The sequence below is a fragment of the Arthrobacter cavernae genome (genome assembly GCF_017368795.1).
Taxonomy (GTDB): domain Bacteria; phylum Actinomycetota; class Actinomycetes; order Actinomycetales; family Micrococcaceae; genus Arthrobacter; species Arthrobacter cavernae.
The window spans coordinates 26,219-52,160 of record NZ_JAFNLL010000010.1; the positions used below are offsets into that span (position 1 = coordinate 26,219).

Annotated in this window: 25 protein-coding genes, 1 tRNA gene and 2 riboswitches; of the genes, 10 read left to right on the forward strand and 16 right to left on the reverse strand. The window is 67.5% G+C overall.

Annotated features, from left to right (window positions below; all coding sequences use genetic code 11):
• Window positions 1-3: 3 nt before the first annotated feature.
• The 4 genes from J1902_RS05845 (at window position 4) to J1902_RS05860 (ending at window position 1,673) form a co-directional block, all read left to right on the forward strand.
• Window positions 4-627, forward strand: a complete 624-nt coding sequence (locus tag J1902_RS05845; protein WP_207615317.1) for a hypothetical protein — start codon at window positions 4-6, stop codon at window positions 625-627.
• A gap of 115 nt (window positions 628-742) precedes the next feature.
• Window positions 743-815, forward strand: a tRNA-Arg gene (locus tag J1902_RS05850).
• Between the two features lies 1 nt (window position 816).
• On the forward strand, window positions 817-1,260 hold the full coding sequence (locus J1902_RS05855; RefSeq protein WP_207615318.1) for a DUF6314 family protein: 444 nt from the start codon (window positions 817-819) through the stop codon (window positions 1,258-1,260).
• Window positions 1,257-1,673, forward strand: a complete 417-nt coding sequence (locus J1902_RS05860) for an NUDIX hydrolase (RefSeq protein ID WP_207615319.1) — start codon at window positions 1,257-1,259, stop codon at window positions 1,671-1,673. Before J1902_RS05855 ends, J1902_RS05860 begins: the two co-directional genes overlap by 4 nt.
• A gap of 7 nt (window positions 1,674-1,680) precedes the next feature.
• Here J1902_RS05860 and J1902_RS05865 read toward each other — a convergent pair whose 3' ends face one another.
• Complete coding sequence (locus J1902_RS05865) at window positions 1,681-3,594, reverse strand: ABC transporter ATP-binding protein (protein WP_207615320.1); 1,914 nt, start codon at window positions 3,592-3,594, stop codon at window positions 1,681-1,683.
• Between the two features lie 5 nt (window positions 3,595-3,599).
• Window positions 3,600-5,261 (reverse strand): ABC-F family ATP-binding cassette domain-containing protein, encoded by a 1,662-nt coding sequence (locus J1902_RS05870; protein WP_207615321.1) that lies wholly within the window; start codon window positions 5,259-5,261, stop codon window positions 3,600-3,602.
• Window positions 5,262-5,472: 211 nt separating this feature from the next.
• On the opposite strand from J1902_RS05870, the gene J1902_RS05875 reads away from it, so the two are divergent.
• The 5 genes from J1902_RS05875 to J1902_RS05895 all read left to right on the forward strand — a co-directional run bounded on the left by J1902_RS05875 (window position 5,473) and on the right by J1902_RS05895 (window position 9,455).
• Window positions 5,473-6,198 carry a hypothetical protein gene (locus J1902_RS05875; RefSeq protein WP_207615322.1) on the forward strand — a complete coding sequence of 242 codons (726 nt, stop codon included), beginning with the start codon at window positions 5,473-5,475 and terminating at the stop codon, window positions 6,196-6,198.
• Complete coding sequence (locus tag J1902_RS05880) at window positions 6,195-6,920, forward strand: hypothetical protein (RefSeq protein WP_207615323.1); 726 nt, start codon at window positions 6,195-6,197, stop codon at window positions 6,918-6,920. The genes J1902_RS05875 and J1902_RS05880 overlap by 4 nt, the downstream gene beginning before the upstream one ends.
• Before the next feature lie 210 nt (window positions 6,921-7,130).
• Complete coding sequence (locus J1902_RS05885) at window positions 7,131-7,946, forward strand: amino acid ABC transporter substrate-binding protein (RefSeq protein ID WP_207615324.1); 816 nt, start codon at window positions 7,131-7,133, stop codon at window positions 7,944-7,946.
• A gap of 17 nt (window positions 7,947-7,963) precedes the next feature.
• Complete coding sequence (locus tag J1902_RS05890) at window positions 7,964-8,623, forward strand: amino acid ABC transporter permease (protein ID WP_207615325.1); 660 nt, start codon at window positions 7,964-7,966, stop codon at window positions 8,621-8,623.
• Window positions 8,610-9,455: an amino acid ABC transporter ATP-binding protein gene (locus tag J1902_RS05895; protein WP_242701670.1), complete on the forward strand. Its 846-nt coding sequence runs from the start codon at window positions 8,610-8,612 to the stop codon at window positions 9,453-9,455. The genes J1902_RS05890 and J1902_RS05895 overlap by 14 nt, the downstream gene beginning before the upstream one ends.
• Window positions 9,456-9,489: 34 nt before the next feature.
• Here the strand turns inward: J1902_RS05895 and J1902_RS05900 are convergent, their stop codons facing one another.
• From J1902_RS05900 to J1902_RS05950, 11 genes are all read right to left on the reverse strand, one after another.
• Window positions 9,490-12,516, reverse strand: coding sequence for an alpha-mannosidase (locus J1902_RS05900; protein WP_207615326.1), 3,027 nt, complete (start codon window positions 12,514-12,516; stop codon window positions 9,490-9,492).
• A gap of 191 nt (window positions 12,517-12,707) precedes the next feature.
• Entirely contained in the window at window positions 12,708-13,577 is an 870-nt protein-coding gene (gene fdhD / locus J1902_RS05905) for a formate dehydrogenase accessory sulfurtransferase FdhD (protein ID WP_207615327.1), read from the reverse strand.
• Between the two features lies 1 nt (window position 13,578).
• Window positions 13,579-15,894: an FdhF/YdeP family oxidoreductase gene (locus tag J1902_RS05910; RefSeq protein ID WP_207615328.1), complete on the reverse strand. Its 2,316-nt coding sequence runs from the start codon at window positions 15,892-15,894 to the stop codon at window positions 13,579-13,581.
• A 54-nt stretch (window positions 15,895-15,948) separates the two neighbouring features.
• On the reverse strand, window positions 15,949-17,301 hold the full coding sequence (locus J1902_RS05915; protein ID WP_207615329.1) for a molybdopterin molybdotransferase MoeA: 1,353 nt from the start codon (window positions 17,299-17,301) through the stop codon (window positions 15,949-15,951).
• Complete coding sequence (locus J1902_RS05920) at window positions 17,298-17,585, reverse strand: DUF6457 domain-containing protein (RefSeq protein WP_207615330.1); 288 nt, start codon at window positions 17,583-17,585, stop codon at window positions 17,298-17,300. Before J1902_RS05920 ends, J1902_RS05915 begins: the two co-directional genes overlap by 4 nt.
• 20 nt (window positions 17,586-17,605) lie before the next feature.
• A complete protein-coding gene (mobA, locus tag J1902_RS05925) occupies window positions 17,606-18,232 on the reverse strand; it encodes a molybdenum cofactor guanylyltransferase (RefSeq protein WP_207615331.1) in 627 nt (208 codons plus the stop codon).
• Window positions 18,233-18,275: 43 nt separating this feature from the next.
• Window positions 18,276-18,776, reverse strand: coding sequence for an HNH endonuclease (locus tag J1902_RS05930; protein ID WP_207615332.1), 501 nt, complete (start codon window positions 18,774-18,776; stop codon window positions 18,276-18,278).
• 276 nt (window positions 18,777-19,052) lie between these two features.
• Window positions 19,053-19,811: an NlpC/P60 family protein gene (locus J1902_RS05935; RefSeq protein WP_207615333.1), complete on the reverse strand. Its 759-nt coding sequence runs from the start codon at window positions 19,809-19,811 to the stop codon at window positions 19,053-19,055.
• Window positions 19,812-19,910: 99 nt separating this feature from the next.
• On the reverse strand, window positions 19,911-20,540 hold the full coding sequence (locus tag J1902_RS05940; protein WP_207615391.1) for a C40 family peptidase: 630 nt from the start codon (window positions 20,538-20,540) through the stop codon (window positions 19,911-19,913).
• 70 nt (window positions 20,541-20,610) lie between these two features.
• Window positions 20,611-20,773, reverse strand: a riboswitch (cyclic di-AMP (ydaO/yuaA leader).
• A 144-nt stretch (window positions 20,774-20,917) separates the two neighbouring features.
• Window positions 20,918-21,745 carry a M23 family metallopeptidase gene (locus tag J1902_RS05945; RefSeq protein WP_207615334.1) on the reverse strand — a complete coding sequence of 276 codons (828 nt, stop codon included), beginning with the start codon at window positions 21,743-21,745 and terminating at the stop codon, window positions 20,918-20,920.
• A 3-nt stretch (window positions 21,746-21,748) separates the two neighbouring features.
• Window positions 21,749-21,960, reverse strand: a riboswitch (cyclic di-AMP (ydaO/yuaA leader).
• Window positions 21,961-22,205: 245 nt separating this feature from the next.
• A complete protein-coding gene (locus J1902_RS05950; RefSeq protein WP_207615335.1) occupies window positions 22,206-22,901 on the reverse strand; it encodes an iron-dependent transcriptional repressor DtxR in 696 nt (231 codons plus the stop codon).
• 305 nt (window positions 22,902-23,206) lie between these two features.
• Between J1902_RS05950 and serC the strand changes: the two genes are divergently transcribed.
• A complete protein-coding gene (gene serC, locus J1902_RS05955) occupies window positions 23,207-24,337 on the forward strand; it encodes a phosphoserine transaminase (protein ID WP_207615336.1) in 1,131 nt (376 codons plus the stop codon).
• 22 nt (window positions 24,338-24,359) lie between these two features.
• Here the strand turns inward: serC and J1902_RS05960 are convergent, their stop codons facing one another.
• The 3 genes from J1902_RS05960 to J1902_RS05970 all read right to left on the reverse strand — a co-directional run bounded on the left by J1902_RS05960 (window position 24,360) and on the right by J1902_RS05970 (window position 25,788).
• Window positions 24,360-24,503 (reverse strand): hypothetical protein, encoded by a 144-nt coding sequence (locus J1902_RS05960; RefSeq protein ID WP_207615394.1) that lies wholly within the window; start codon window positions 24,501-24,503, stop codon window positions 24,360-24,362.
• Window positions 24,504-24,709: 206 nt separating this feature from the next.
• Complete coding sequence (locus J1902_RS05965) at window positions 24,710-25,396, reverse strand: DUF3027 domain-containing protein (RefSeq protein WP_207615337.1); 687 nt, start codon at window positions 25,394-25,396, stop codon at window positions 24,710-24,712.
• Between the two features lie 8 nt (window positions 25,397-25,404).
• Window positions 25,405-25,788, reverse strand: a complete 384-nt coding sequence (locus J1902_RS05970) for a cold-shock protein (protein ID WP_207615338.1) — start codon at window positions 25,786-25,788, stop codon at window positions 25,405-25,407.
• Between the last annotated feature and the right edge of the window lie 154 nt (window positions 25,789-25,942).

Genomic DNA, 25,942 nt, shown 5'->3' on the forward strand with positions numbered 1-25,942 from the left:
GGCATGGCCAAGACACCAGCCCAGCGCATCAAGAAACACGGCGCCAAAGCCGCCGTACCGCAGCACAATCTGCCGCCGGTGATCAATCCCACCACGCAGCGGACGCCGGAGAAGGCCCAGAACAACTCCAAGCTGATCGTCATTGCCGGCGTCGTGGCCAGCCTGTTCCTGTTTTGGTACCTGCACCTGTTGACACTGAACCAGATGACGCAGTTGTCCGGCGGCCTGGCCATGCCTGATTCACTCATTGGCGGCTTCTCCCAGGATTACGTGACGCAACTGCGGGCAGCCATGGACGAGTCCGCGCGGGGACAGCTCAACTACGTCCACAAGACCGCCGGAACGTTGTTCCCTCTGATTTTCGGCTTCAGCTGGCTCCTGTTGATCGGCACCAACGTGGCCAGGAAGGCGCTGCGCTGGGCCCTGTGGGCGGCTCCGCTGCTGTTTGTGGTGGTCCGGTTGTGGGGCAACGCCGCCATTGACGGGTTGCTCGGATCCGCAGCCCCCGACGCCGGATCTGTCGCCATGGCGTCCGCCCTGACGGTTGCGTCCTGGGTGCTTTTCGTACTGAGCCTGCTTGCCGGAGCGGCCGCAGTATTCCTGGGGCGGCGGAAAGCCAAGGACTGAGCCGGACTGCCGCCGCCCGCCGACGGTGTCCATTCGGTGGCTGCCACCACAGCTTGTATGCTTGTAGTCGTGTCCGGCGAGCCGCATGTTTCGTGGCCCTGCCCGGTACACGCAGGCCCTCGTAGCTCAGTGGATAGAGCACGGCTCTCCTAAAGCCGGTGTCGTTGGTTCGATTCCAATCGAGGGCACTTGAACCACCAGCAGCCCACCCAGGACCTGCGGGCCTATCTGGCCGGCAGCTGGGCCGTCGAACGGACCCTGTGGGACCGGGCTTCCGGCACGCACGGAACCTTCACCGGCGTCGTGACCTACTCCGAAACCCCCGACGGCGGCCTGCTCTACCGTGAAGAGGGCACCATGCGCTGGCCCACCCATTCGGGGCCCGCCTTCCGCGAATACCTGCTGCGCCCCTCCGGAACGCCAGAGGCCATGGACGTGTTCTTCCCCGACGGCCGCCCGTTCCATGTCATGAGCTTCGCCAAACAGGCCAACGAGGACCGGCACTGGTGCGATCCCGATGACTACAAAGTCAACTATGTCCGGGACGGGCAGCACGCTTTCAGCTACACCTGGGACGTCCACGGTCCTGCCAAGGACTTGCTGCTGGAATCGCATTTGAGGAGGCAGCAGTGACTGCAACGCAGGGCTCCAAGGAGCTGATCGTCGTGAGCGCCGTCTGTGTGTTCGACGCCGCCGGCCGGCTGCTGACCGTCCGCAAGCGCGGCACGGACAAGTTCATGCACCCCGGCGGCAAGCCGGAAGCCGGCGAGACGGCGGCACAGGCGGCGTCCCGGGAACTGGCTGAAGAGGTCGGCATCGTGGTGGCGCCGGAGGACCTGGCCCCCATGGGCGTGTGGCTGGCCGTTGCCGCGAACGAGTCCGCCACGGACATCGAGGCCACGGTCTTCACGGCACCGGGCGTGTGGGAGGCCCACCCTTCGGCGGAGATCGCCGAGATCCGCTGGCTGGACCTCGCCGCCGAACTGCCGGATGACCTGGCCCCGCTGCTCACGGACCACGTCCTGCCCGCCCTCGCCGCGGAGTAGCAGCCGGCTACAGCTCCGGGACGGCTTCCTCTGCTGCGGCCGTGGCCTCGGCGAACTGCGTCCGGTAGAGCTCGGCGTAACGCCCCTCGGCGGCCAGCAGCTCGGTGTGCGTGCCCCGTTCCACAATCGAACCGTCCTCGACCACCAGGATGACGTCGGCGGCCCGGATGGTGGAGAGCCGGTGGGCGATCACGACGGCGGTGCGCCCCTCGAGCGCCTCGCCCAGGGCCGCCTGGACGGCGGCCTCGTTGGTGGAGTCCAGCGCGGCCGTGGCCTCGTCCAGGATGACCACACGGGGCTGGGCAATGAGCAGGCGGGCGATGGTGAGCCGCTGGCGTTCGCCGCCGGACAGCCGGTAGCCGCGCTCCCCCACCACGGTGTCCAGGCCGTCCGGCAGGGAGCGGATCATGGCTTCGAGCCGGGCTCGCCGCAGCACGTCCCACATGTCCTCTTCCGTGGCGTCCGGACGGGCCAGGCGCAGATTGGAGGCGATGCTCTCGTGGAAGAGGTGGCCGTCCTGGGTGACCATGCCGAGGGTTCCGCGCAGCGAATCGAAGGTGGCGTCGCGGACGTCCAGGCCGGTCCGCGGGCCGTGGCCGCCCAGGCGCACGGCGCCTGAGTCGACGTCGTACAGGCGGGACAGCAGCTGGGCGATGGTGGACTTCCCGGCGCCCGAGGAACCCACCAGGGCAACCGTCTGGCCCGGCTCCACCCGGAAGCTGATGCCGTGGAGCACCTCCTCGCCGCCGCGGGTATCGAGCGTGGACACGTCCTCGAGCGAGGCGAGCGAAACCTTGTCCGCGGACGGGTACGCGAAGCGGACGTCGTCGAACTCCACGGCCACGGGGCCCGCCGGAACAACCACGGCGCCGGGCTTTTCCTGAATGAGCGGCTTCAGGTCCAGGATCTCGAACACCCGTTCAAAGCTGACCAGGGCACTCATGATTTCCACGCGGGCGTTGGACAGCGCCGTGAGCGGTGCGTACAGGCGGGTGAGCAGGAGGGCGAGGACCACGACGTCGCCGGCGGCCAGTTGCCCGTCGATGGCGAGCCAGCCGCCCAGGCCGTAGACCAGGGCCAGGGCCAGTGCGGACACCAGGGTCAATGCAGTAACGAACGTGAACTGCAGCATGGCGGTGCGGATGCCGATGTCCCGCACCCGTCCGGCGCGCAGCGCAAACTCGTGCGATTCCTCGTCCGGGCGTCCGAAAAGCTTCACCAGGGTGGCGCCGGGGGCCGAAAAGCGCTCGGTCATCTGCGTGCCCATGGCCGCATTGTGGGAGGCAGCCTCCCGGCGCAAATCGGCGAGCTTGGCACCCATGCGCCGTGCCGGGATCAGGAAGACCGGCAGCAGGACCATGGCCAGGACGGTCACCAGCCAGGAGGTGTTCAGCATCACGATGAGGGTCAGGGCCAGCGCGACCACGTTGCTGACCACCCCGGAGAGGGTGCCGGCGAAGGCCGACTGCGCCCCGATGACGTCGTTGTTCAACCGGCTGACCAGGGCGCCGGTGCGGGTCCGGGTGAAGAAGGCAATCGGCATTCGCTGGACATGGTCGAACACCCGCGTGCGAAGGTCCACGATGACGCCTTCGCCGATGGTGGAGGACAGCCAGCGGGTCACCAGGCCCACTCCGGCCTCGGCCACAGCCACGATGGCGATGAGCGCGGCAAGCCAGATCACGGTGCCGGCGCCGGCACGGGCGATGATCGAGTCCACCACCTGCCCGGCCAGGACCGGCGTGGCCACGGCCAGCACGGCCCCCACGATGGACAGCAGCACGAAGGCGACGAGCTTGCCGCGGTGCGGGACGGCGAAGGCCAGCACACGCTTGAGCGTTTCCTTCGAGAAAGGCTGCGAGCCGGCCTTGGCCCGGGTGATGTTGTACAGCGAGCTCCAGGCCACGCGGTCCATGCTCACGGTTCTCAGCTCTCCTGACGGGGGGTGTGGTGGAGTTCCTTCACGGTGCCGTCCTCGACGTGCCAGCGCACATCGAGGCGGACGTTTTCGAGCAGCCGGCGGTCGTGCGTGACCAGCAGCAGTGCGCCCTCGTAGCTTTCGAGGGCTTCCTCGAGCTGTTCGATGGCGGGCAGGTCAAGGTGGTTGGTGGGCTCGTCCAAGACCAGCAGGTTCACCCCGCGCGCCTGCAGCAGGGCCAGGGCGGCGCGGGTGCGTTCGCCCGGGGACAGCGAGTCCACGGTCCGTGAGGTGTGGTCCGCCTTGAGCCCGAACTTGGCCAGGAGGGTGCGGACGTCCGCGCTGTTCCAGTCGGCCAGCACGGTCTCCACGGCATCGCCGAGCGGCCGGCCGCCGTCGAGCAGTCCGCGGGCCTGGTCGATCTCGCCGATCGCCACCGAGGCACCCATGGAGGCATCGCCGTCGTCGGGCTGCTGCGTTCCGAGCAGCAGCCGCAGGAGGGTCGACTTCCCGGCACCGTTGGGGCCGGTGATGCCGATGCGCTCCCCGCCGTTCAGCTGCAGGCTCACCGGTCCGAGGGTGAAGTCGCCCTGGCGCGCGACGGCGCCGCGGAGGGTCGCGACGACGGCGCTGGAGCGCGGGGCCTGGCCGATGCTGAACTGCAACTGCCATTCCTTCCGGGGCTCTTCGACCTCGTCCAGCCGGGCAATGCGCGATTCCATCTGCCGCACCTTCTGGGCCTGCTTTTCCGAAGACTCGGTGCTGGCAGCTCGGCGGACCTTGTCGTTGTCCGGGTTCTTCTTCATGGCGTTCCGGACGCCCTGCGAGCTCCATTCACGCTGCGTGCGGGCCCGGGAGACCAGGTCGGCCTTGGTGGAGGCAAACTCCTCGTAGCGTTCGCGGGCGTGCCGCTTGGCCACGGCGCGTTCCTCGAGGAACGACTCATAGCCGCCGTCGTACACGGCCACGGAGTTCTGGGCCAGGTCCAGTTCCACGATCCTGGTGACACAACGGGCCAGGAATTCACGGTCGTGGGACACCAGCACCACACCGCCGCGCAGTCCCTGGACGAAGTTCTCCAGCCGGGCCAGGCCTTCCAGGTCCAGATCGTTGGTGGGTTCGTCCAGGAGGACGACGTCGAAGCGGCTCAGCAGGAGGGCGGCGAGCGCCACCCGGGCTGCCTGCCCGCCGGAGAGGCCGGTCATCAGGGCATCCGTGCCCAACTCCAGCCCCAAGTCGGCCAAGACCGCGGGGATCCTGTCCTCGAGGTCGGCCGCGCCGGAGGCCATCCAGCGGTCGAAGGCGAGCGAGTAGGCGTCGTCGCTGCCCGGGGCGCCGCTGCCCAGGGCCTCGGCGGTGGTCTCCATTTCCAGGGTGGCGTGGGCACAGCCAGTGCGCCGGGCAATGTACGCGGCGATCGTTTCGCCGTCGGTGCGCTCATGTTCCTGGGGCAGCCAGCCGACAAAGGCGTCCGAGGGCGCCAGGCTGACGGTGCCCTCCTGGGGCTTGTCAACGCCTGCCAACAGGCGCAGCAGGGTGGATTTGCCGGCGCCGTTGGCGCCGACGACGCCCACCACGTCGCCCGGGGCGACCGTCAGGGAGAGTGTGGAGAACAAGGTGCGGTGGCCGTGGCCTCCGGCGATTTCCTTGGCGACCAAGGTTGCAGTCATTTTTCAATCCTCTCACTGTGCCCTGGCGGCGGGAGAAGCCTCGGGCATGGAAAAACCCGCCGGTCCGGACTTGGGGGGTGTACGGACCAGCGGGTTCAGTCACTAATCATAATTCATGGAGAGCCCTATCGTAAAATCGAGTGTCGTCTCACTTCCGGCCTTCCGCCGCACCCTGATGTACTTGACTTGACCTACCCGCAGAAAGCTGCCCATGCCCCTTCCCTCCAAGGCGTTCCAACGCTGGCTGCACGGCATCGCGCCCGACGCCAGCACAGCCGACGTCTGCAGGATCTCTGGGATCAAGCGCACCACCCTGGCCCAGCAGCTGGTCCGCGGCAAGGTGGCGGAGGCAACCCTGGTCAGCATCAGCCGGGCGTTCAACGTCAACCCGGTGGCGGCCTTGGCCACCTTCGAGGCCTATGCCGGGCTGGCCGGCGAAGCCGTGCCGCCCACGCCTGCGGAGCTCGTGAGCCAGATCGACACCCTGGACCTGCTGCGGGCCATGGTGGCCCGTTCCGCGCCCGGGACGGCAGGTCCAGGACAGTCCCTTGCTGCGACGCCGCACGCCACCTCCGTGCGGAACTGGGTGGACGCCATCGACGACGGCGAGCTGCGGCACCGGGTGAGCGAAGCCACCAGGATTGCTCCGCAGAACTTTTCCGCCCACCTGACCGCCAACCGGCTCCCGCCCGAGTTGGCTGTCGCCACCTCGCGCGCGGCCGGCGTCGGCCCTGCCGGCGGACTCGTGGCCACCGGGCTGATCACCGAAGCCGAGGCCGGCTGGCCGGCGGGAGCCCGGCAGGAGGCCCTTGACCGGATGACGCGCGGCGAACTGGCCCTGCTGGCCGGCGAAAGACTTCAGGCGCTGGGCAAGTCCCTGCGCCGCCAAGAACAAGACCACGAACGCACCGAACGAATTTGGGAGAACCTCGGATGACATCCATCCTGCCCTGGGCCACGCTGGCCGTCTGCCTCCTGATGGCGGTGGCGCGCATCCCGAGTGCCATCCGTGGCGAGAACAGGGTCTTGTTCTACCTCTTTTCACTGATCACCCTGGACATCCTCCTGAGCATCGAGGGGCCGTACCTGGCCATCGATTCCTGGCTTGGTGGTTTCAACCTGACCAACCTGCTGCTTCGCTTCCTCCTGTATGGCACGTTCCTGCTGCTGGGCATCAAACTGGCCACAGGTTTCGGCTCCCCCGCCGGCGTGCGGGCCATCACTGGAGGGGCCGGCCTGGCCGTGCTGGCCATCGTCGCCGCCCTCACGGCCTGGTTCTTCCTCGTGACGGACACACGCGGATCCACGGTGGGGCTGACCGGATTGCAGGGGAGTCCCTCACTGGAGGCCTACGCGGCGTTGGGCAGGCTGTATCCGGGCTACGTCGCGGTGTGCCTGATGCCGGGCATCTGGCGTACGGTGGCGGGCGCAGGGCCGCTCCTGCTGAGGGGAACATCGGGCCTGCTGCTGCTTGGCTTGCTGCTTCTGGTGTCGTCCCAGATCTTTCCGCTCATCCCCACCGAGAACGCGTGGCTGCTCCCCTTGATCAATTATTCGGCGGCTCTGGCCACCGTCCTGGGACTGGGCGGCATCTGGCTCTCCAAGGCGTACTACCGGAGAAAGTCACACCGCGACCCAGGATTTTCACAAAAGTATTAGAGCATGGCACAATCATGAATGTGTGAATGAGGCTGCTGCCTGGCACCGGGATCAATGAACGGGTTTCGGTGGCCGTGGCGCCCTCAGGAGCACATTTGGGGGGATGAGTGGTGGCGGACTGTTGGGGACCGCCCCCACTCAGCCTTTTTAACGGCCCTGCTTTAACGGCCCTGCCGGAATCCCTGCCGCGGCCGTGAGTAGGATGGCTGCATGAACAGCCTGCATACGCGCCGTACGGCCCTCGCGTCCACCCTTGCTGCCATCGCCCTGGCGCTGTCCGCCTGCGGCGGATCGTCGACGCCGGCGCAGACGGGCGGCGACAGCTCGCTTTCCGATGTGACGGCCAAGGGTGAAATCGTCATCGCCACGGAAGGCACCTACCGCCCCTTCAGCTTCCACGCGGACGGCGCGGGAAAGCTGACAGGTTTCGACGTCGAGATCGCCGAGGCGGTGGCGGGCAAGCTGGGCGTCAAGGCCACGTTCCAGGAGACCCAGTTCGATGGCATCTTCGCCGGCCTCGACTCCAAGCGCTTCGACAGCATCGCCAACCAGATCTCCATCAATGCCGAGCGCAAGGCGAAGTACGACTTTTCCACCCCCTACACGGTGTCCACGGGCGTCATCGTGACCACGTCGGACAACACCTCCATCACCAGTTTCGAGAGCCTCAAGGGCAAGACCACGGCACAGTCCCTCACCAGCAACTTCTACAAGACCGCAGTGGATGCCGGCGCCAACGTGCAGGCCGTGGAAGGCTGGGCCCAGGGTGCCACGCTGGTCCGGCAGGGCCGGGTGGACGCCGTGGTGAACGACAAGCTCACCTTCCTCGACTACGCCAAGAACACCCCGGATTCCGGGCTGAAGATCGCCGCGGAGTCCACCGACAAGAGCGAAAGCGCCTTCGTCTTCCGCAAGGGCTCCACGGCCCTCACCGCCGCAGTGGACAAGGCCCTGGCAGACCTCCGCGCCGACGGCACGCTGGCCACGATCTCCACCAAGTACTTCGGCGCGGACGTCACCAAGTAGATGGACCCGGTCAGTAAATGAACTGGGATCTCGTCTGGAGTTCCTTCGGGCCGATCATCGGCGGCGCCATCACGGGGACCATCCCCCTGACCCTGGTGTCGTTCGCCTTCGGGATCCTGCTGGCCCTCGTGGTGGCACTGATGCGGCTGAGCCCCAATCCGGTGATCACCGGCGTCGCGCGCTTCTATGTCTCCGTCATCCGCGGCACGCCCCTGCTGGTCCAGCTGTTCGTGATTTTCTACGGCCTGCCCAGCATCGGCGTGAAGCTGGACCCGTGGCCCAGCGCCATCATCGCGTTCTCCTTGAACGTGGGCGGCTACGCGGCCGAGATCATTCGCGCGGCTATCCTGTCCGTGCCCAAGGGGCAATGGGAAGCCGGGCACACCATCGGCATGTCCCGGCCGCAGACGCTGCTGCGCGTCATCCTGCCCCAGGCTGCGCGGGTGTCCGTGCCGCCGCTGTCCAACACCTTCATTTCGCTGGTCAAGGACACCTCGCTGGCGTCACTGATCCTGGTGACCGAGCTCTTCCGCAACGCCCAGCAGATCGCCGCCTTCAGCCAGGAGTTCATGATCCTGTACCTGCAGGCGGCCCTGGTGTACTGGGTCATCTGCCTCGTCCTCTCCACCGGGCAATCCGTGCTGGAGAAGAGATTGGACCGCTATGTCGCCCACTGACGCGCCTGACCAGCGCGAACCAGCCCAGCACGAACCAGGCCGGCGCGAACCGCGCGTCACCACCGTGCTGTCCGCCCGGAACCTGGCCAAGGCCTTCGGCAGCAACGTGGTGCTGCGCGACATCGACCTCGACATCCGCCGCGGCCAGGTGGTGGCCCTGATCGGGCCATCCGGCTCGGGCAAAACCACCGTGCTCCGCTCGCTGAACGGCCTCGAAGTGCCCGACGCCGGTACTGTCACCTTCGCTGGGTCAGCTGCCTCTGCGGGTCCCGGGCTTGCAATCGATTTCTCCGCCAAAGTGGGCAAGAAGGACATCGCCGCGCTCCGTGACCGCAGCGCCATGGTCTTCCAGCACTACAACCTGTTCCCCCACATGACGGTGCTGAAGAACATCATCGAGGGCCCGGTCCAGGTCCAGAAGCGGCCGCGTGCCGAGGCCATCGAGGAAGCCGAGCGCCTGCTGGCCCGGGTGGGCCTCGCGGACAAACGCGACTCCTACCCCTTTGAACTGTCCGGCGGCCAGCAGCAGCGCGTCGGCATCGTGCGGGCCCTGGCCCTGAAGCCGCAGCTGCTGCTCTTTGACGAGCCCACTTCCGCCCTGGATCCCGAGCTGGTGGGCGAGGTCCTGGGTGTCATCAAGGAGCTGGCCGAGGAAGGCTGGACCATGGTGATCGTGACCCACGAGCTCGCGTTCGCCCAGCATGTGGCCGACGAGGTCATCTTCATGGACGGCGGCGTGGTGGTGGAACGCGGACCGGCCGCCGAAGTGCTCCGGGCGCCCCGGCAGGAGCGCACCAAACTGTTCGTCAAACGGCTGCAGCACGACGTCTGAACGGCGGGCTGCTCCGCCGGCAGCGCGCCCGAGGTCACCGGCTGAAGCGCAGGGTCACCAGCTGGAAGGGACGCAGCACCAGTTCCGCGGAGTCCGTGCCGGCCGCCACGCCGGGAGCGTCGACGGCCCGCTCCAGGAGGTCCACGGACTGCACATTGCGCGTCTCAAAGTTGGCCGCCACGACGCCGGCGGAGCGCTGCCCCAGCGACTCGTAGAGCCGCACAATGACATCCCCGGAGCCGTCCTCGGCCAGCTTGACGGCCTCAACCACCAGGGCCGGGTTGGAGACCGTAAAGAGCGGTTCGACGGCCTTGGCACCCTTGACGAGCCGGGGCTTGAGGTTGGTGCGGTAGCCCTCCTCCACTGCCTCCGCGATCCCCGCTCCGGGCCTGATGCTCAGGTCCAGGACATGTTCGCCGCGGTCCGCCTGCGGGTCCGGGAACTTGGCGGCGCGCAGCAGGGACACCCGGACGTTGGTGGTGGTGCCGCCGTCGTCCCTGATGGCCCGGGTGACGTCGTGTCCGTAGCTGGAGGCATTCGTCACCGCCACCCCGTAGCCGGGCTCGCCGACGTGGATCCAGCGGTGCGCACAGATTTCGAACTTCGCCGCCTCCCACGAGGTGTTGGTGTGGGTGGCACGGAAGATGTGGCCGAACTGGGTTTCCGCGGCCGAACGGTCCGCGCGGACGTCCAGGGGGAAGCCGATCTTGAGCAGCTTTTCGCGTTCCTGCCAGTCCACGGCCGTGGAAATCCCCAGCGACGCGGCGCCGGCCTCGAGCGAGATCCGCTGCGTGACCGCGGAGTTCCCCACCGTCCGTTCCACCACGACGACGGCGTCCCCGCCGTGCTGCTCAAGCGTCAGCGATTGCGCCTCCGTCACCGAGGTGACGTTGCGCCGGTAGAACTCGTCGATGTCCCAGGCGTCCCATTCGTTGGGGGTGTCCCGGTGCAGTTCCAGGTGGTTGCCGAACTGCCCGGGGGCGATCGCTTCGCGGCCGCTGGCGTGGTCCACGAGGGAGGTCAGCAGCCCCTTCGCGTCCAGGACGGCGCGCACGATGCCGTTGTCCAGGATGTAGCCGCCGGCCGATTCGGTCACGGCCACCGGCCGGGCAGTGTGCACCGGTTCGGCGGCCGCGAGGGCCTGGACACCGTTGCGGGGGTGCGGGGCGGCGTTGAGCAGGAATTCCTTGGTGCCCTTGCCGAGCAGGGCCCCGGCGGCCTCCGCGATGATGGCCTCCAGGTCCCGGGCCACGGCGGCATAGTTCCGCTCGGCGTCCTGGTGGACCCAGGCAATGGAACTGCCGGGCAGGATGTCGTGGAACTGCTGCAGCAGCACCAGGCGCCACAAGCGCTTGAGCTCCGCGGCAGGGTAGGCGAAGGCGCCGCCCGAGCGGACGGCCGCCGTCGAGCACCACAGCTCTGCCTCACGCAGCAGGTGCTCGCTGCGGCGGTTGCCCTGTTTGGTGTTGGCCTGGCTCGTGTAGGTGCCGCGGTGCAGTTCGAGGTACATCTCCCCCACCCAGACGGGAAGGTTCGGGTCCTCGGCCTCGGCCCGGGTGAAGAAGTCCTTGGCGGTGCCCATCCGGACCTTGGGCGATCCTTCGAGGTCCGCGGTGCGGTGCGCGGCGGCCACCATTTCGCGCGTGGGTCCGCCGCCGCCGTCGCCGTATCCGAAGGGGACCAGCGAGATGCGGCCGCGGCCATGGTCGCGGTAATTGCGCTCGGCGTGCGCGAGCTCGCGGCCGCTCAGCTCGGAGTTGTAGGTGTCCACGGGCGGGAAATGCGTGAACAGCCTGGTGCCGTCGATGCCCTCCCAGTTGAAGGTGTGGTGCGGCATCCGGTTGACCTGGTTCCAGGAGATCTTCTGCGTGAGGAACCAGCGCGAGCCAGCGGACTTGACGATCTGCGGCAAGGCACCGGAGTAGCCGAAGGAATCGGGCAGCCAGGCCTCCTGGCAGTCGACGTCGAACTCCTTCAGGAAGAAGCTCTTGCCCTCCACGAATTGGCGCGCCATGGCCTCGCCGCCGGGCATGTTGGTGTCCGATTCCACCCACATGCCGCCCACGGGCATGAACTGGCCGCTCTTGACCTTTTCGCGGATGCGGATGAAGAGCTCCGGGTAGAACTCCTTGATCCAGGCAAGCTGCTGGGCGGACGAGCAGGAGAACACGAAGTCCGGGTGCTCGTCCATGAGTGCCACGACGTTGGAGAACGTCCGGGCGCATTTGCGGATGGTTTCGCGGACCGGCCAGAGCCAGGCCGAGTCGATGTGGGCGTGGCCCGTGGCGAGAAGTTCGTGCGCGGAGGCGTAGGCGGGCCGGCTGAGGACCCCGGCCAGGGCTGCCCGGCCTGCGGCGGCGGTTCCGGCGACGTCCTCCGGGTCCATGGTGTCCAGCATGCGCTCGAGGGCCCGCAGGATCTCGTGGCGCCGGGGCTGGTCCATGGGAAGTTCGTGCATGAGCCCGCTGAGGGTCCAGATGTCCTGGTTCAACTCCCAAACGGTTTCGTTGAGTTCGGCGATGGCGATGCGGCCCAGCCGGTATTTGGGCTCGTCCCCCGAGCTCGCTTTGTCGCCCAGCGGCGTCTCGGCGAAGCTCCAGCCCTGCGCAACATCGGGGTTGGCGGCCGCTTCCACGTAGAAGTCCACGGACATTCCGCTGCCCAGCATCTTGAGCGGGACGTGGTGGTTGCGCGGCGAGATGGCCTTGATGATGCTGCCGTCCGGGCGCCAGGCAATGCCTTCGCACTGGAAGCCGGGGGCGTCGGCGCTGAAGCCGAGGTCCACCACGATCTCCACGGCGGTGCCCTCCGTGGTGCCCCAGCCCTCCGGGACTTCGCCCTGCAGCCGGAGCCACTTGGTGCTCCAGGGCTTGCCCCAGGCCGCGTTGTGTTCCTGCTCGACGAAGGGCTGGTGCAGCGCCTTGGCAGCGGGCACGGGTTCGCCGGGAACGTCCCAGCTGCTTAGGGAAAGGGGCACCGAGCGGCCGTAGATGGCAGGGAAGAGCCGCTCCCGAACAAATCGATCGAGGCGTTTCTCTGTGATCCGTCGGTCATCGTGCAATGAAGTTCTCCCTGGGCGCTTGACGGAGTCTCAATGCTTCGTGCCGGCAATTCCCAGCCTAGTCACGCGTGGTTGCATTTCCTAAGGCAACTTCGACTCCATTCGATGGATAAATCTACGGGGTTTGCCGACCCTTGCCAAGTGATTGTCAACTATCCGCACTGAGTGTGGTGTGGGGATGGTTCGGCAGCCTACGGCTCAGCGGCGCCTGACACAATCCGTTCCCGGCCGGCGTACACGTTCAGGCTGTGGCCCCGGCTGAAGCCAGCCAGGGTGATGCCGGCGTCCTCGGCCAGTTCCACGGCCAGGCTCGACGGCGCGCTGACGGCCGCAAGCACCGGAATCCCGGCCATGGCCGCCTTTTGGACGAGCTCGAAGGAGGCCCGGCCCGAGACCTGCAGCACGGTGCCGCGCAGCGGCAGCATCCCGGCCCGCAGCGCCCAGCCCACCACCTTGTCCACCGCGTTGTGCCGGCCCACGTCTTCGCGCAGGCACAGCAGCTCGGTACCGCCGTCGTCGTGGATCCTGAAAAGCCCGGCCGCGTGCACTCCCCCGGTCTTGTCGAACACCGCCTGCGCCTCGCGTAGGCGGTCCGGCAGGGCCGCGAGGGCCTCCACCGGAAGCCGCACCGGGTCATCCGCGGGGCTGTGGTGCGAGGACTTGCGCACGGCGTCGATGGAGTCCGTGCCGCAGATCCCGCAGGAGCTGGAGGTGTAGACATTCCGTCCCGTTTCGGGACGCACGACGTCGGGACGCAGCTGGGCGTCCACCACATTGAACGTCTGGACACCGTTCTCGTCCTCGCCGGAGCAGAAACGCTCAGAGATCAGCTGCGTCGGCTCCCAGACGATGCCCTCGGAGACCAGAAACCCGGCCACCAGATCGAAATCATCCCCCGGAGTCCGCATGGTCACGGAGAAGGACATGTTGCCCAGCCGGATCTCGAGCGGCTCCTCGACGGCCAGGACGTCTTCCTTGAAGCGCACCGGGTACTGCAGCGCCTGCTCCGAACCGTCAAGGACGAACCTGTGCACCTTGCGGCGCTGCGTCACGCGGCCCATCTCAGACGCCCGCGCCCTCTGTGGCGGCATGCTTCACGAAGCGCACCGTCATGGCCTTGTAGCCGGGTGTGTTGGATTCGCGGGCCACCAGTTCACGGTGCACCAGGGCGTTCGCTTCCGGGAAGTACGCGGCGGCGCAGCCCTTGGCTGTGGGGTAGGCCACCAGGCGGAACTTGTCGGCCCGCCGCTCCGTGCCGCCGAAGGTGGAGATCACATCCACCATGTCGCGGTCCGCGAACCCGAGCTCGCGGAGGTCGTCCTCATGGACCAGGACCACCCTGCGGCCCTCGGACACGCCGCGGTAGCGGTCGTCGAGGCCGTAGAAGGTGGTGTTGTACTGGTCATGGCTGCGGACCGTCTGCAGGATCAGGTGGCCTTCCGGGGCCTCGAGGTATTCGAGCGGGCTCACCGTGAACCGGGCCTTGCCGATATCCGTGGCGAAGGTGCGGGTATCGCGCGGCGGGTTGGGCAGCACGAAGCCGTTCTTGGTGCGGACCCGGGTGTTGAAGTCCTCGAAGCCCGGGATCACGCGGGAAATGTGGTCCCGGATGACGTCGTAGTCCTCGGCCATCGCGCGCCAGTCCACTGGGTGGTCATCGCCGAGCACGGCCTGTGCCATGCGCGCCACGATGACGGGTTCGCTGAGCAGGTGCTCCGAAACCGGTGTCAGGCGCCCCTGGGTGGAGTGGATGACGGACATGGAGTCCTCCACCGAGAGGAACTGCTTGCCCTTGGGGTGTTTGTCGTCGGTGTCCGTGCGGCCCAGGGTGGGCAGGATCAGGGACGTCTGGCCGTGCACCACGTGGGCCCGGTTGGGCTTGGTGGAGATGTGCACGGTCAGCCCGGCCTTCCGCAGCCCCGCCTCCAGGGCCACGGTGTCCGATCCTGCGGCCGCGAAGTTGCCTCCCATGGAGACAAACACGTCCACCTCGCCCTTTTCCAGGGCGTGCTGGGTTTCCACGGAGTCATGGCCGTGTTCCCGCGGCATGGCGAAGCCGAATTCCTTGTCCAGGGCGGCAAGGAACTTCTCGGTCGGTTTCTCCCAGATGCCCATGGTGCGGTCGCCCTGGACGTTGGAGTGCCCGCGGACAGGGCAGGCGCCGGCGCCGCGCTTGCCGAAGTTCCCCTGCAGGAGCAGGAGGTTGATGATTTCGCGCAGGGTGTCCACCGAGTGCGGCTGCTGGGTCAGGCCCAGCGCCCAGCAGATGATGGTGCCCTTGGAGGCGGCCAGCATGCCGGAAACCTTGGTGATTTCGATGCGGCTGAGCCCGGTGGCCCGTTCCGTCTCGGCCCAATCCAGGGTGGCCCGCGCCTCGGTGTAGGCCTCGAAGCCGTCCGTCTGGGCCGCGATGAACTCGTGGTCCACCACCGTTCCGGGCGCGCGCTTCTCCTCCTCCAACAGCAGGTGGCCCAAGGCCTGGAAGAGGGCGAGGTCGCCGCCCACCTTGATCTGCAGGAATTCGTCGGCGATATCCGTGCCGCCGCCGATCACACCGCTGAGGGACTGCGGGTCCTTGAAGTTCAGCAGGCCTGCCTCGGGCAGCGGGTTGACGGCCACCACCTTGCCGCCGTTGTTCTTGCAGTCACGCAGCGCGGAGAGCATGCGGGGGTGGTTGGTGCCGGGGTTCTGTCCCACCACCAGCACCAGCTGGGCCTCGTGGATGTCCTCGAGGGAGACCGTGCCCTTGCCGATGCCGATGGTCGGGTTCAGGGCGCTGCCGGAGGACTCGTGGCACATGTTGGAGCAGTCGGGCAGGTTGTTGGTGCCCAGGCTCCGGGCGAAGAGCTGGTACATGAACGCGGTCTCGTTGGCCGTGCGGCCGGAGGTGTAGAAGACGCAGCGGTCCGGGGTGGTGGCGTTGACGTGCTCGCCGATCAGGGCGAAAGCCTCGGCCCAGCTGATGGGTGAATAGTGGGTGTCGCCGGGCCGGACCACCACGGGCTCGGAGATGCGTCCCTGGCTGCCGAGCCAGTACTCGGTCTTCTCCTCGAGTTCGGCCAGCGAGTGCTTGGCCCAGAATCCGGCGTCGACGATGCGGGTGGTGCTTTCCTCGGCAATGGCCTTGGCACCGTTCTCGCAGAACTCGGCGGGGCTGCGTTTTCCGGTGATGGACTCGGGCCAGGCGCAGCCAGGGCAGTCGAAGCCATCGTGCTGGTTGACGCGCAGCATGGACTTCACGGTCCGGCTCACGCCGGCCTGGGCCAGCCCCCGTTCCAGGGCGACGGTGACAGCCTTGACACCTGCGGCCGATCGTTTGGGCGTGTGGATCTGGAGGTCATCTTCATTGATGTCCTGCTCGGGGGCATGCCTGTTCATGGCTACATCATTGCAAGCCGTGCCCCGCGTTGCCAGCCGTGACCAGATTCCGGCTCAGCCGCCCAGGGCGCTCCAGTCCACGGGCCCGGATGGCGCCTTGCGGGGTGGCCTGGCCGGGGGCTTCCGGGGCTTCGACTCCGCGGTGTCGGGAACCGGCAACGGCTTGCCCCAGGGCAGCGCGAAGGCCTGTACAGGCTCACCCAGCTGGACGCCGTGGGGCGGCACCACCATGACGCCGTCCGCGGCGGCGAGGCCCCGCATCATGCCCGGCCCGGCATGCTGGGCCGGAGACGCCAGCCCGTAGACGAACCTGAACGGCAGCAGCCTCGTGCGGCCGGGATCGGCGTCGAGCATGGCACCGCACGGGACCTCGCCGATGTCCGCAAGCGGGCGATGGCCGAGTGCCGCGAGCAGCGGCGCGCCCACCGTGAAGAGTGCCATCATGGCCGCGAGCGGGTTGCCGGGAAGCCCCAGGACGAAGCGGCCGTCGGGCAGCTCGGCCAGCACCGCGGGGTGGCCGGGGCGCATGGCGATGCCGTCGATCAGCAGGCGGCCGCCGAGCTGGGCGACGGCGTTGCGGAAGTGGTCCGTGCCGGAGCGGCCCGTGCCGCCGGTGGTGATGACGACGTCGGCCGGTGGCGCGTCGGGGGCCGGTTCGGCGTCCTCGAGGGCCTCGAACCATTCCTCGTAGGAGTCGCCCACCTTGAGCTGTTCGCCGGCGATGCCGCCGAGGAGTTCGACGACGGCGCCCAGCTGGGGGCCGAAGGTATCGCGGACCTGGCCGGGCGCCGGCATGCCCGAGGTCACCACTTCGGAGCCGGTCATCAGGAACTTCACCAGCGGCTTGCCGAGGACGGCGACGTCGTCCCGGCCGGCCAGGGCGGCCAGGGCCAGGTGCGCCGGGTTGAGCACCGTGCCGGCCTTGATCAGCAGCTCGCCGGCCGCGGCTTCTTCTGCGGCCTTGCGGATGTGCTGGCCGTTGCGCGGTTCCCCGGGCTTGGCCGATCCGCCCAGTGCGAGCACGGGCAGGCCCTCTTCATCCTGGGTGATCACGCCGCTTTCGCTGCGCAGTACGGCCTTGGCCCCGGGCGGTATCAGGCCACCGGTGACGATCTGGCTGGCCTGGTGCGGGGCGAGACGCTGGCCGGGTTCGGCGAGGACCCACGGCCCGCTGCCGTTCACGGCCCAGCCATCCATGGCCGAGGAGGCGTAGTGCGGCAGGTCCTGCAGGGCGAGAACATCGGAGGCAAGGGTGCGGCCGAGGGCAGCCGTGAGCGGAACGGGGCCCGCGGGGATGGGAGTTGCGCAGTCGAAGGCGCGCTGGCGGGCCTCGTGCCAGGTGTGTGCCAGGCGGTGGCCCGTGTCCGGGGCATCGGGTTCGGTGCCCTGGCCGGGGGCATCCGTCATTCGGCGTCGGCCCCGGTACCCGTGTATTCCGTCGCCAGCCTGCGGGCCAGACCCATGGCCGCAGCCATCGAGGCAGCGTCCTGTGCCTCGCCGGAGCCGGACGCACGGCCGGCGGCGAGGCCGGCAATGAAGGTGGTCAGCGGGGCAGCCGGGCGGATCACGGAGTGGGCGGCGACTCCGGCGAGGGACAGGACCTCGTTAATGTCGACGTCGATGTCTTCAAGTTCAAATGCCTGCAGCAGGGCGCGGCACCATTCCTCGAGCGTCTCTTCCTGGCTCTTCATGTCCGCCTCCACAGATCGGTTCAGCTGGTACGGCGTGGGCCGTCTATTCCTAGCGCTGCGGCGTCCTCCCAGGTGTCCACGTCGTCGGTGGATCCGGAGGGAACGGGCACGGGCAGCAGCTCAAGCCTAGCAAGCAGCCCGAACACGGAGGCGTTTACCAGCCCACCGCTGTCATGGGCTGCCGCGACTTCCCGTTCCAGGGCCGCCGTGCTGTATAGGCCCAGCAGCGGCTGCCTGCGGCCATCGGCCGAGATTGCCATGGCGCCTTCCGCTCCGGGGCTGCCCTCGAGCTCGCGGATGAGCACGGCCACGGCATCCCGGGCGTGCGGCATGTCGCAGGCCAGGACGAGGGTCCAGGGCGCCGTTTCCGCTGCGCTTCCCGGTGCGGCCGGGCGCCCTGCCAGGGCCGCGAGACCGGCAGCGATCGCTGCGGCGGGACCCGCGAAGGGCGGATCCTCCCGGGCCGTGAGGGTGCCGGGCCGGAGGCCCTGCTGGGGCGGACCCACGACGACGGCGGCCCTGGCCCCGCGCGCGGCCTGCAGGGCGCGCTCAAGCAAAGTGGCGCCGTCGTACTCCAGCCCGGACTTGGGCACGCCGCCGAGGCGGCTGGACCTGCCACCCGCCAGGATCACTGCATCGAACTCCATCCGACCAGACTACCGGGACGGACGTGGCGGAGCAGGAGCCGGCTCAGGCCGCGGATTCCGGCAGCAGGAACGGGTCCCATGCCGGCGCAGGTTTCTCTAGTTCCTTGATCTGCCAGCTGGTTCCGGACGGAACCGAGGGGGTGAACCGCAGCTTCCAACCCATTTCGGCCAGGGTCTGGTCGCTCTTGGCGTTGTTGCACCGCAGGCACGCAGCAACCAGGTTTTCCCAGGAATCGGCGCCGCCCCTGGATTTGGGGTGGACGTGGTCAATGGTGTGGGCTGCTTTGCCGCAGTAGGCGCAGCGGTGGCCGTCGCGGCGGAGGACCCCGCGCCGGCTCACGGCAGTGACCCTGTTGTAGCGTGGCCGGATGTAGCGGTTGAGGAGGATCACGGACGGGCGCCCGAGGATCTCCTGTGGCCCGACGACAGGCTCGTCGCCTTCGGCCACCACGCTAGCTTTTCCAGTCAGCACAAGGACCAGCGCCCGGCGGAAAGTCACTACCGCCAGCGGTTCATATCCAGCATTCAGAACGAGTGTGCGCATGCACATACCTCTTCACGGCCGCACCCGTCAGGGGCACGAGGGCCGGCTGCCCTCGGCATGGCCGGGCTGTGGATCGACACCACAAGAGTAAACGCCAGATTGCCTGATCACCGAATTTCAGGGCCGCCTCCGGGCCGGTGTCGGCCAAAGTTCATGCGCCGGCCATGTGCGTCGGAGCCGTTCGTTGCCTGGCGTGCGGACTCCTCGGGGTGCTGCGGGTTAAAGCGGAACACCCCGCCGGCCGGTGGCCTGCGGGGTGTTCCTTGGAGATCCTGCTTAGTTGACGCGGATGAAGACGGGGCCGGAGCCCACGTTCACGCTGAACAGCGCGGTGGTGCCGCCGTTCCAGCCACCGTGCACGGCCATGCCGTTGCCGACGTAGACGGCGATGTGGGCTCTGCCCATGCCGCCGTTCTGGTAGTAAGCGAGGTCGCCCGGCTGTGCCTCAGCGGCGCTGACGGTGCGACCGAGGGACAGGTAGCCTGCCGGCCAGTCGTGGAAGTTGATGCCAACGGCCGCGAGGGAGTTGGTGACCAGCATGGTGCAGTCCTGCGCCACACCGAGCTGGGCGTAGGCTGCGGCAGCGATCGCTGCGCCCTTGCCACTGGCGGAGGCAGCGGGGGCAGCCTGGGCCGTGCGCTGGACTGTGACATTCGCGCCTGCAGCGACATTGGCGCCTGCCGCCGGGGCGGCCTCGGGTTCCGGAGCTGCCTCGACTGGTGCGGGAGCCTCGACGGCGGTGACCACGGGACGCTCGTAGGAGATGGCAACCTTGGAGTCGGCGGCGATGCTCGCCTGGACCACGGACTGGACGTCCAGGCTGGTGGTGGACGTCGATTCGCGCTGGACGTTGGCTTCGGCGGCGTTGGCCGCGACGCCGCTGGTCAGGACCAGGCCCGAAGCAGCAGCGATGATGGCGGCCTGGCGACCGACGCCGCCGGCGTTGTCACCGATGGCCTTGGCAATGACGGCCAGGGAGCTGGTCTTGGGCGCCTCGGCGCGGTGACGCGCAGTGGTGTTCGCACGAGTGGTCATGAGTTTCTCTCTTTCGTCTTCCGCAGCGGGCAAACAGCATGCGGCATGTGGGCGCGTCACCATCTTGGGGGCATGCTGACGCGCCCCGAACGGAATTCCTTAGCGGAGGGTGTAGAACGAGGACGTGCCCGTGGAGGCCACGGAGTGCAGGAGGGTGCCCTGCCCGGGGTTCAGGGCGCTGACCATCATGCCGTTGCCGACGTAAATGCCCACGTGGGCGCCGCCGTTCTGCATGACGAGGTCGCCGGGGGCCGGAGTGGCCGTGGGCGTCATGGCCGTCCAGGCGTTGACGCGGGGGATGCTGATGCCTGCCTGCGCGTAGACCCACTGGGTGAAACCGGAGCAGTCCCAGCCGTTGGGGGTGCTGCCGCCCCAGACGTACGGGCGGCCAATGCCGGTGTAGGCGATCCCTGCAAGGCCGGAACCTGCGGCGCTTGCGGCGCCTTCGGCGGAGGTGGAGGACTTTGCCGACACTGCCGTGGCCGTGGGTGCAGCAGGTTCAACGACCTTGGGGGCTGCCTCGGTGGCCACGACGGGGCGCTCAAAGGAAACGGTGGCCGTGGACGCCGCGGTGACAACCAGCTGCGTGCTGCCGGCTTCAGCGGTGGCGACGTCGAACTCGGCTGCCTGGGCGGACACTCCCGCACTCAGCAGGAGACCGGAAGCCGCTGCGATGACGGCCGCCTGGCGGCCAACGGTGCCAGCATTGGAGGAAACAGCCTTGGAAATGTTGCTCAACGGGTTCGTACGAACCGTTTCGGCGCGATGGCGCGCCAGGGTGTTGCGTGAAGACACGAAGGTAGCCTCTCCCAATGCCTGCGAGGTGAGCTGTCGGATTCGGATGGGAGTCACCCGGCCGCGCGGCTTCCTTGGAAGCTTTGCGACTTAACCCCAAGGCCTTCTTTCAAAGGCCAAAAAATGGTTCCCCCGCCTCTGCCAGACGATTTTTGCGAACGGATCTTGAGTGGTGGCAGAGCTAGGCAATCCACCCAAGTGGACCGGCTCCCTAAAAAGCCGATGTGCTTTAGACGGTACAACAGTTGGAGCTGAATGTCACATTCAGATCACGGAGCATAACTTGCATCCGAGAGGCAACAATCAAATCGCTACAGCCAGCCCATGGGATCGACGACTTCGCCATTCGCCTGGACCTCGAAGTGGAGGTGGCAGCCGGTGGAGGCACCGGTGGTGCCGCTGAGGGCGACGACGTCGCCGCGACCGACGGTCTGGCCCATCTGGACGGTGAAGGAGGAAAGGTGGTTGTACGTGGTCTCCAGGCCGTTGCCATGGTCCACTACCACCCGGTTGCCGCCGCCATAGGGGTGCCAGCCGACAAAGGTGACCTTGCCCGCCGCGGCTGCATTGACCTGGGTGCCGCACTGGGCCACGAAGTCCTGGCCACGGTGGAAGTCGCCGGCGCCGCCGGTGAGGGGGCTGATGCGGTAACCATAGGGCGAAGCGGTGGCCAGCGAGCCCAGGGGGCTGCCGAGGGTGCCCTGCGAGGAGGCGCGCTGAACGGAAGCTGCGGACTGTGCGCTGAGAAGCTGCTTGAGCTTGCCATCGGGGTCCGCCTTGGTGGCGACCGCCGCACGGCTGAAGTCGATCTTTGCCGTTTCCGCAGCGGAAACAGCGGGCTGGCTACCCACGGACATCGCAGATACTGTCTGGCCCGATTCGGAGGTGGCCATCACGGGGCTGGTGCCGGGCAAGGCCACGGTGAGGGCAAGTCCGGTGGCGGCAAGGGCAACGCCGGCTTTCTGTCCTACGCCACTGGCTGCCGCGAAGTCGGCCACCTGGCGTAGCGCGCTCTTGCGGCGGCGCACCTCGCGGTGCGTTTCGCGGGGGCGGTCCTTCGCCGATGCAACGCCGGCGGTGCGCACCTCAGCAACGGGATCCGACGAACGGCGCCGGCCCCTGACGTTTTGCGTGCTCAAAGTGTTTCCTCTCTGGATAGCCTGCGAAGTTAGCTGTCGGATTCGGGTCAGAGAGTTCAAAGACCCGGTCCGCACGAAGGACCCAGGGCACAGAGGTATCCCCGGAGGGACCTTCGTTGGTGGGCACTTCTGCTGCGGACTTCACCCCAAGGCTGCTTCTTTAGACAGCCGCTTGTGGTTCCCCCGCCTCTGCCAGTAGTGGGTGACACACCTGATCCGCTGGCAGAGCTCGGCTCCAGATCAGGTAACGCTTTGGTATCGGCGCTAGTAGTCAACTATAGGTGATTAAGGAGCGCGGTAATAAATTCGTTATCTTCCGGCAGGCCCTTTCCAGGGCACGGGCCATAGCATCCTTCGGGCAAAACCGCAGGTCACATGGCTTCGGCGCACACGTTGGACGCCCTGCAAGAGATGCATCACAGTTGCGGAGGTGAGGCGTCAGAGGCCGCCCTGGCCGCGCCTAGCTGACAGTAACGAAGACGTGGGCCGCGACCTCGGGCGGCAGCTCCAATGCACCCTCGATGTTGGGCACACGGACGGAGATGTACTCTCCTACGCGCTCCAGGGAGATCTTGGCTCCGGGGCGGATGCCGCCTTCGTCGAGCTGGACCAGGAGCTCGGGCTCCACCTGAATGGGCTCGGCAAGCCGGCTGACCACCACGCGGGAATCTGCGGCATAGCCGTCCATGGCGTCGATCAGGTTGATGACGCCCTCGGAGAACAGTCTGCCGGCGCTTCCGCCCAGCGCCTCGAGGCCGGGAATCGGGTTCCCGTAAGGGGATTCCGTGGGGTGGCCCAGGAGTTCGTAGAGGCGGCGCTCCACGCGTTCGCTCATCACGTGTTCCCAGCGGCACGCTTCGTCGTGGACGTAGGCCCAATCCAGGCCGATCACATCAGCCAGGAGCCGCTCGGCAAGGCGGTGCTTGCGCATGACCTCGGTGGCGCGCTTGCGGCCCGCTTCGGTCAGCTCAAGGTGGCGGTCGTTGCTGACCACCACAAGGCCGTCGCGTTCCATGCGGCCGATGGTCTGGGAGACGGTGGGTCCCGAGTGGCGCAGCCGTTCGGCGATGCGTGCACGCAGTGCCACGATATTCTCTTCTTCAAGCTCCAAGATGGTCCGAAGATACATCTCAGTGGTATCGATCAGATCCGTCATCCAGCTCAGCTCCTCGAACGCAGTATTTGCGTAATTTCCACCGTACCGCGTCCCGGCAATGGGCTGCGGTACGCAACCCGGGCCCCTTGGACGCCAGCCTCCAGCCTAGCTTATTTAGAATTAGTCTGGATAATTCCGTCGGGTCTCCGGCGCACATGACGGACACCGGGCGTTCCACGTGGCGGACTATGACACCGCGGGTTCCTGCGCGCCCGCGGTGTCAGGCAGAATTGGGAAGTCGAAGAGGCAGCCGATGCCACCTGCCGCGACCCATCTCGACCGATCCTTCACCATTGGAGCCATACGTGAGCGACAACAGCATCACCATCCCCGCCGCACTGCTGCCCAAGGACGGCCGCTTCGGCGCGGGCCCGTCCAAGGTCCGCCCGGAGCAGATCGAGGCGCTTTCCGCCGTATCGGCAACCATCCTGGGTACCTCGCACCGCCAGGCACCGGTCAAGAACCTCGTGGGCTCCGTGCGCGACGGCCTCAGCCAGTTCTTCCGTGCCCCTGAAGGCTACGAAGTGGTCCTTGGCGTGGGCGGTTCCACGGCTTTCTGGGATGTCGCAAGCTTCGGTCTCGTGGAAAAGAAGGCCCAGCACCTGTCCTTCGGCGAGTTCGGCTCCAAGTTCGCCTCGGCCACCAACAAGGCCCCGTTCCTGGACGCCTCATCCATCATCACCTCCGAGCCCGGCACCCGCCCGGTCTCCCGTGCCGAGGCCGGCGTGGACGTCTACGCCTGGCCGCAGAACGAAACCTCCACCGGTGTGGCCGCCCCGGTCAAGCGCGTTGAGGGCGCCGACGCCGGTTCCCTGGTCCTGGTGGACGCCACCTCCGCAGCCGGCGGCCTGGACGTGGACGTTGCCGAGAGCGATGTGTATTACTTCGCCCCGCAGAAGAACTTCGCATCCGACGGCGGCCTGTGGATCGGCCTCTTCTCCCCCGCCGCACTGGAGCGCGCCGCCCGCGTCAAGGCCAGCGGCCGCTGGATCCCGGACTTCCTGGACCTCCAGACCGCCATCGACAACTCCAAGCTGAACCAGACCTACAACACCCCGTCGCTGAGCACCCTGGTGACCCTGGAGAACCAGGTCCAGTGGCTCAACAGCAACGGCGGGCTGGACTTCGCTGCCGGACGCACGGCGGACTCCGCGGGCCGGATCTACGCCTGGGCCGAGGCCTCCGAATACGCCACCCCGTTCGTGGCCAAGGCAGAGGACCGCTCCAACGTCATCGCCACGATCGACTTCGACGACTCCATCGACGCCGCTGCCATCGCCAAGGTGCTGCGCGCCAACGGCATCGTGGACACCGAGCCGTACCGCAAGCTGGGCCGCAACCAGCTGCGCATCGCCACGTTCGTGGCCATCGACCCGGACGACGTCTCGGCGCTGCTGGCCAGCATCGACTACGTGGTGGGCGAACTGCAGAAGTAGCGCTCTGCGCGGGCTTCCGCGGTCAGGGCTGGTCGGCGTCGTCCGGGTGCGAATCCCGGGCGGCGCCGTCGTCGTTAACGCAGGAGACCGAACGCCCCGCGTCCATGCCGAACTCGGTGCCCACCATGGCCGCGATGAACAGCACGAAGTTCAGGCCGAAGGCCAAGAGCAGGCCACGAAGCCCAGGGTGTTGATCAGGAAGACCGACCCGGCCCCACGGCCACCGTCAGGGCACCGGAGAGCACCAGAATGCCCAGGCCGGTGCTCAGACCATGGCACCGAACCAGATGCGGTAGTTGAGGATCCGGAGAGAGACGAAGGTGGACATCAGGCGTCCCCTTCGGCTGGCTCACTCCGTATGCCCATCAACTGTTATTCAGCACCGGCTTCGTCGTCGTCATCCTCATCGTCGAAGTCGTCGTCTTCGTCCTCGGAGTCTTCGTCGTCGTCGGGCAGGGCGTCATCCGCTGCGTCCGACGCATCGTCGTCCGCCGCGTCCTCGGCCGCCTCTTCCGCATGCTCCCCTGCAGCTTCCCCGGCCAGTTCCTCCACCGGTTCTTCGACCACGGGGGTCTCGTCTTCCGGGCGGACCCGCTTGGCCCACGGAATCCATTCCGGGGCCAGGATGGAGTCCTCGGAGGGCAGCAGGCCCAGCTCGCTGACAGTGACAACCTTGGAGCGCGAATTGCGCGTCACCACGGCGTACCACTGCCAGCCGAGGTAGCCGCTGAGCCGCGACTCGAAGAGGTGGGTCACCACGCGGTCGCCCTCGGACTTGGCGGCAAGGTGCGCGCCGATCTCACCCGGCCCGGCAATGGTGGCCACTGCTTCGCGGGCGACATCGACGGCGGACGCCAGGAAGGCGTCCGGCTTGCCGGTGCGCCACACCGGAACCCCGGCGCGCGGTTTGCCTGCACCGGACTTCTCGGCACCGGCCCTGCCGCTGCCGGCCTTCCGCGCAGAGCCGGCCCCGGCGTCAGGAGCCTGTGCTGCTGCGGCGGGGGCAGTTGCTGCGGAGGCTGCGTCTGCCGGGGTGCTCTCTGCGGATTCCGAAGTCATGGGCAGGCCTAAGCGTCCAGCTCGTCGGCAACCTTGCGCAGTGCCATCGCAATGGCCTTGCCCTTGTTGCCTTCGGGGTACTTGCCGGCGGACAGCGATCCGGAGAGGTTGTCCAGGACGGTGACGAGGTCCTGCACCATGGGGGCCAGGTCCTTGGCGTTCACGCGCTTGGCCTTGGCAACGGACGGCGTCTTCTCCAGGACCCGGACACCCAGGGCCTGTGCTCCGCGGCGGCTATCAGCCACGCCGAACTCCACGCGGGTGCCGGCCTTGAGTTCCGTCACTCCTGCGGGCAGAGACGTCTTGGGCAGGAAAACCTCCTGGCCATCCTCGGCTGCGAGGAATCCGAAGCCCTTGTCCTTGTCATACCACTTGACCTTGCCGGTAGGCACGTAATCAACCTTCTTCGTTCTTGCTTTGGAGACACGTCGGGCCGCCACCGCATCCGCAGGGTAGTGCGGGTACAAGGGTGGCAGCTCGGTCCGTGTTGGTCTGTTCCTTCAAGGTTATCCTGCCTTGCCCCGTAATCCCGCTTTGCGGCGCGGA

What these genes read in the sequence shown, in the direction of transcription:
- J1902_RS05845 (WP_207615317.1), top strand. Translation starts at nt 4, where the DNA reads ATGGCCAAGACACCAGCCCAGCGCATCAAGAAACACGGCGCCAAAGCC.
- J1902_RS05870 (WP_207615321.1), bottom strand. Translation starts at nt 5,261, where the DNA reads ATGACTGCAACCTTGGTCGCCAAGGAAATCGCCGGAGGCCACGGCCAC.
- J1902_RS05875 (WP_207615322.1), top strand. Translation starts at nt 5,473, where the DNA reads ATGCCCCTTCCCTCCAAGGCGTTCCAACGCTGGCTGCACGGCATCGCG.
- J1902_RS05880 (WP_207615323.1), top strand. Translation starts at nt 6,195, where the DNA reads ATGACATCCATCCTGCCCTGGGCCACGCTGGCCGTCTGCCTCCTGATG.
- J1902_RS05885 (WP_207615324.1), top strand. Translation starts at nt 7,131, where the DNA reads ATGAACAGCCTGCATACGCGCCGTACGGCCCTCGCGTCCACCCTTGCT.
- J1902_RS05890 (WP_207615325.1), top strand. Translation starts at nt 7,964, where the DNA reads ATGAACTGGGATCTCGTCTGGAGTTCCTTCGGGCCGATCATCGGCGGC.
- J1902_RS05895 (WP_242701670.1), top strand. Translation starts at nt 8,610, where the DNA reads ATGTCGCCCACTGACGCGCCTGACCAGCGCGAACCAGCCCAGCACGAA.
- fdhD (WP_207615327.1), bottom strand. Translation starts at nt 13,577, where the DNA reads ATGGGCCGCGTGACGCAGCGCCGCAAGGTGCACAGGTTCGTCCTTGAC.
- J1902_RS05910 (WP_207615328.1), bottom strand. Translation starts at nt 15,894, where the DNA reads ATGAACAGGCATGCCCCCGAGCAGGACATCAATGAAGATGACCTCCAG.
- J1902_RS05915 (WP_207615329.1), bottom strand. Translation starts at nt 17,301, where the DNA reads ATGACGGATGCCCCCGGCCAGGGCACCGAACCCGATGCCCCGGACACG.
- J1902_RS05920 (WP_207615330.1), bottom strand. Translation starts at nt 17,585, where the DNA reads ATGAAGAGCCAGGAAGAGACGCTCGAGGAATGGTGCCGCGCCCTGCTG.
- mobA (WP_207615331.1), bottom strand. Translation starts at nt 18,232, where the DNA reads ATGGAGTTCGATGCAGTGATCCTGGCGGGTGGCAGGTCCAGCCGCCTC.
- J1902_RS05930 (WP_207615332.1), bottom strand. Translation starts at nt 18,776, where the DNA reads ATGCGCACACTCGTTCTGAATGCTGGATATGAACCGCTGGCGGTAGTG.
- J1902_RS05935 (WP_207615333.1), bottom strand. Translation starts at nt 19,811, where the DNA reads ATGACCACTCGTGCGAACACCACTGCGCGTCACCGCGCCGAGGCGCCC.
- J1902_RS05950 (WP_207615335.1), bottom strand. Translation starts at nt 22,901, where the DNA reads ATGACGGATCTGATCGATACCACTGAGATGTATCTTCGGACCATCTTG.
- J1902_RS05965 (WP_207615337.1), bottom strand. Translation starts at nt 25,396, where the DNA reads ATGACTTCGGAATCCGCAGAGAGCACCCCGGCAGACGCAGCCTCCGCA.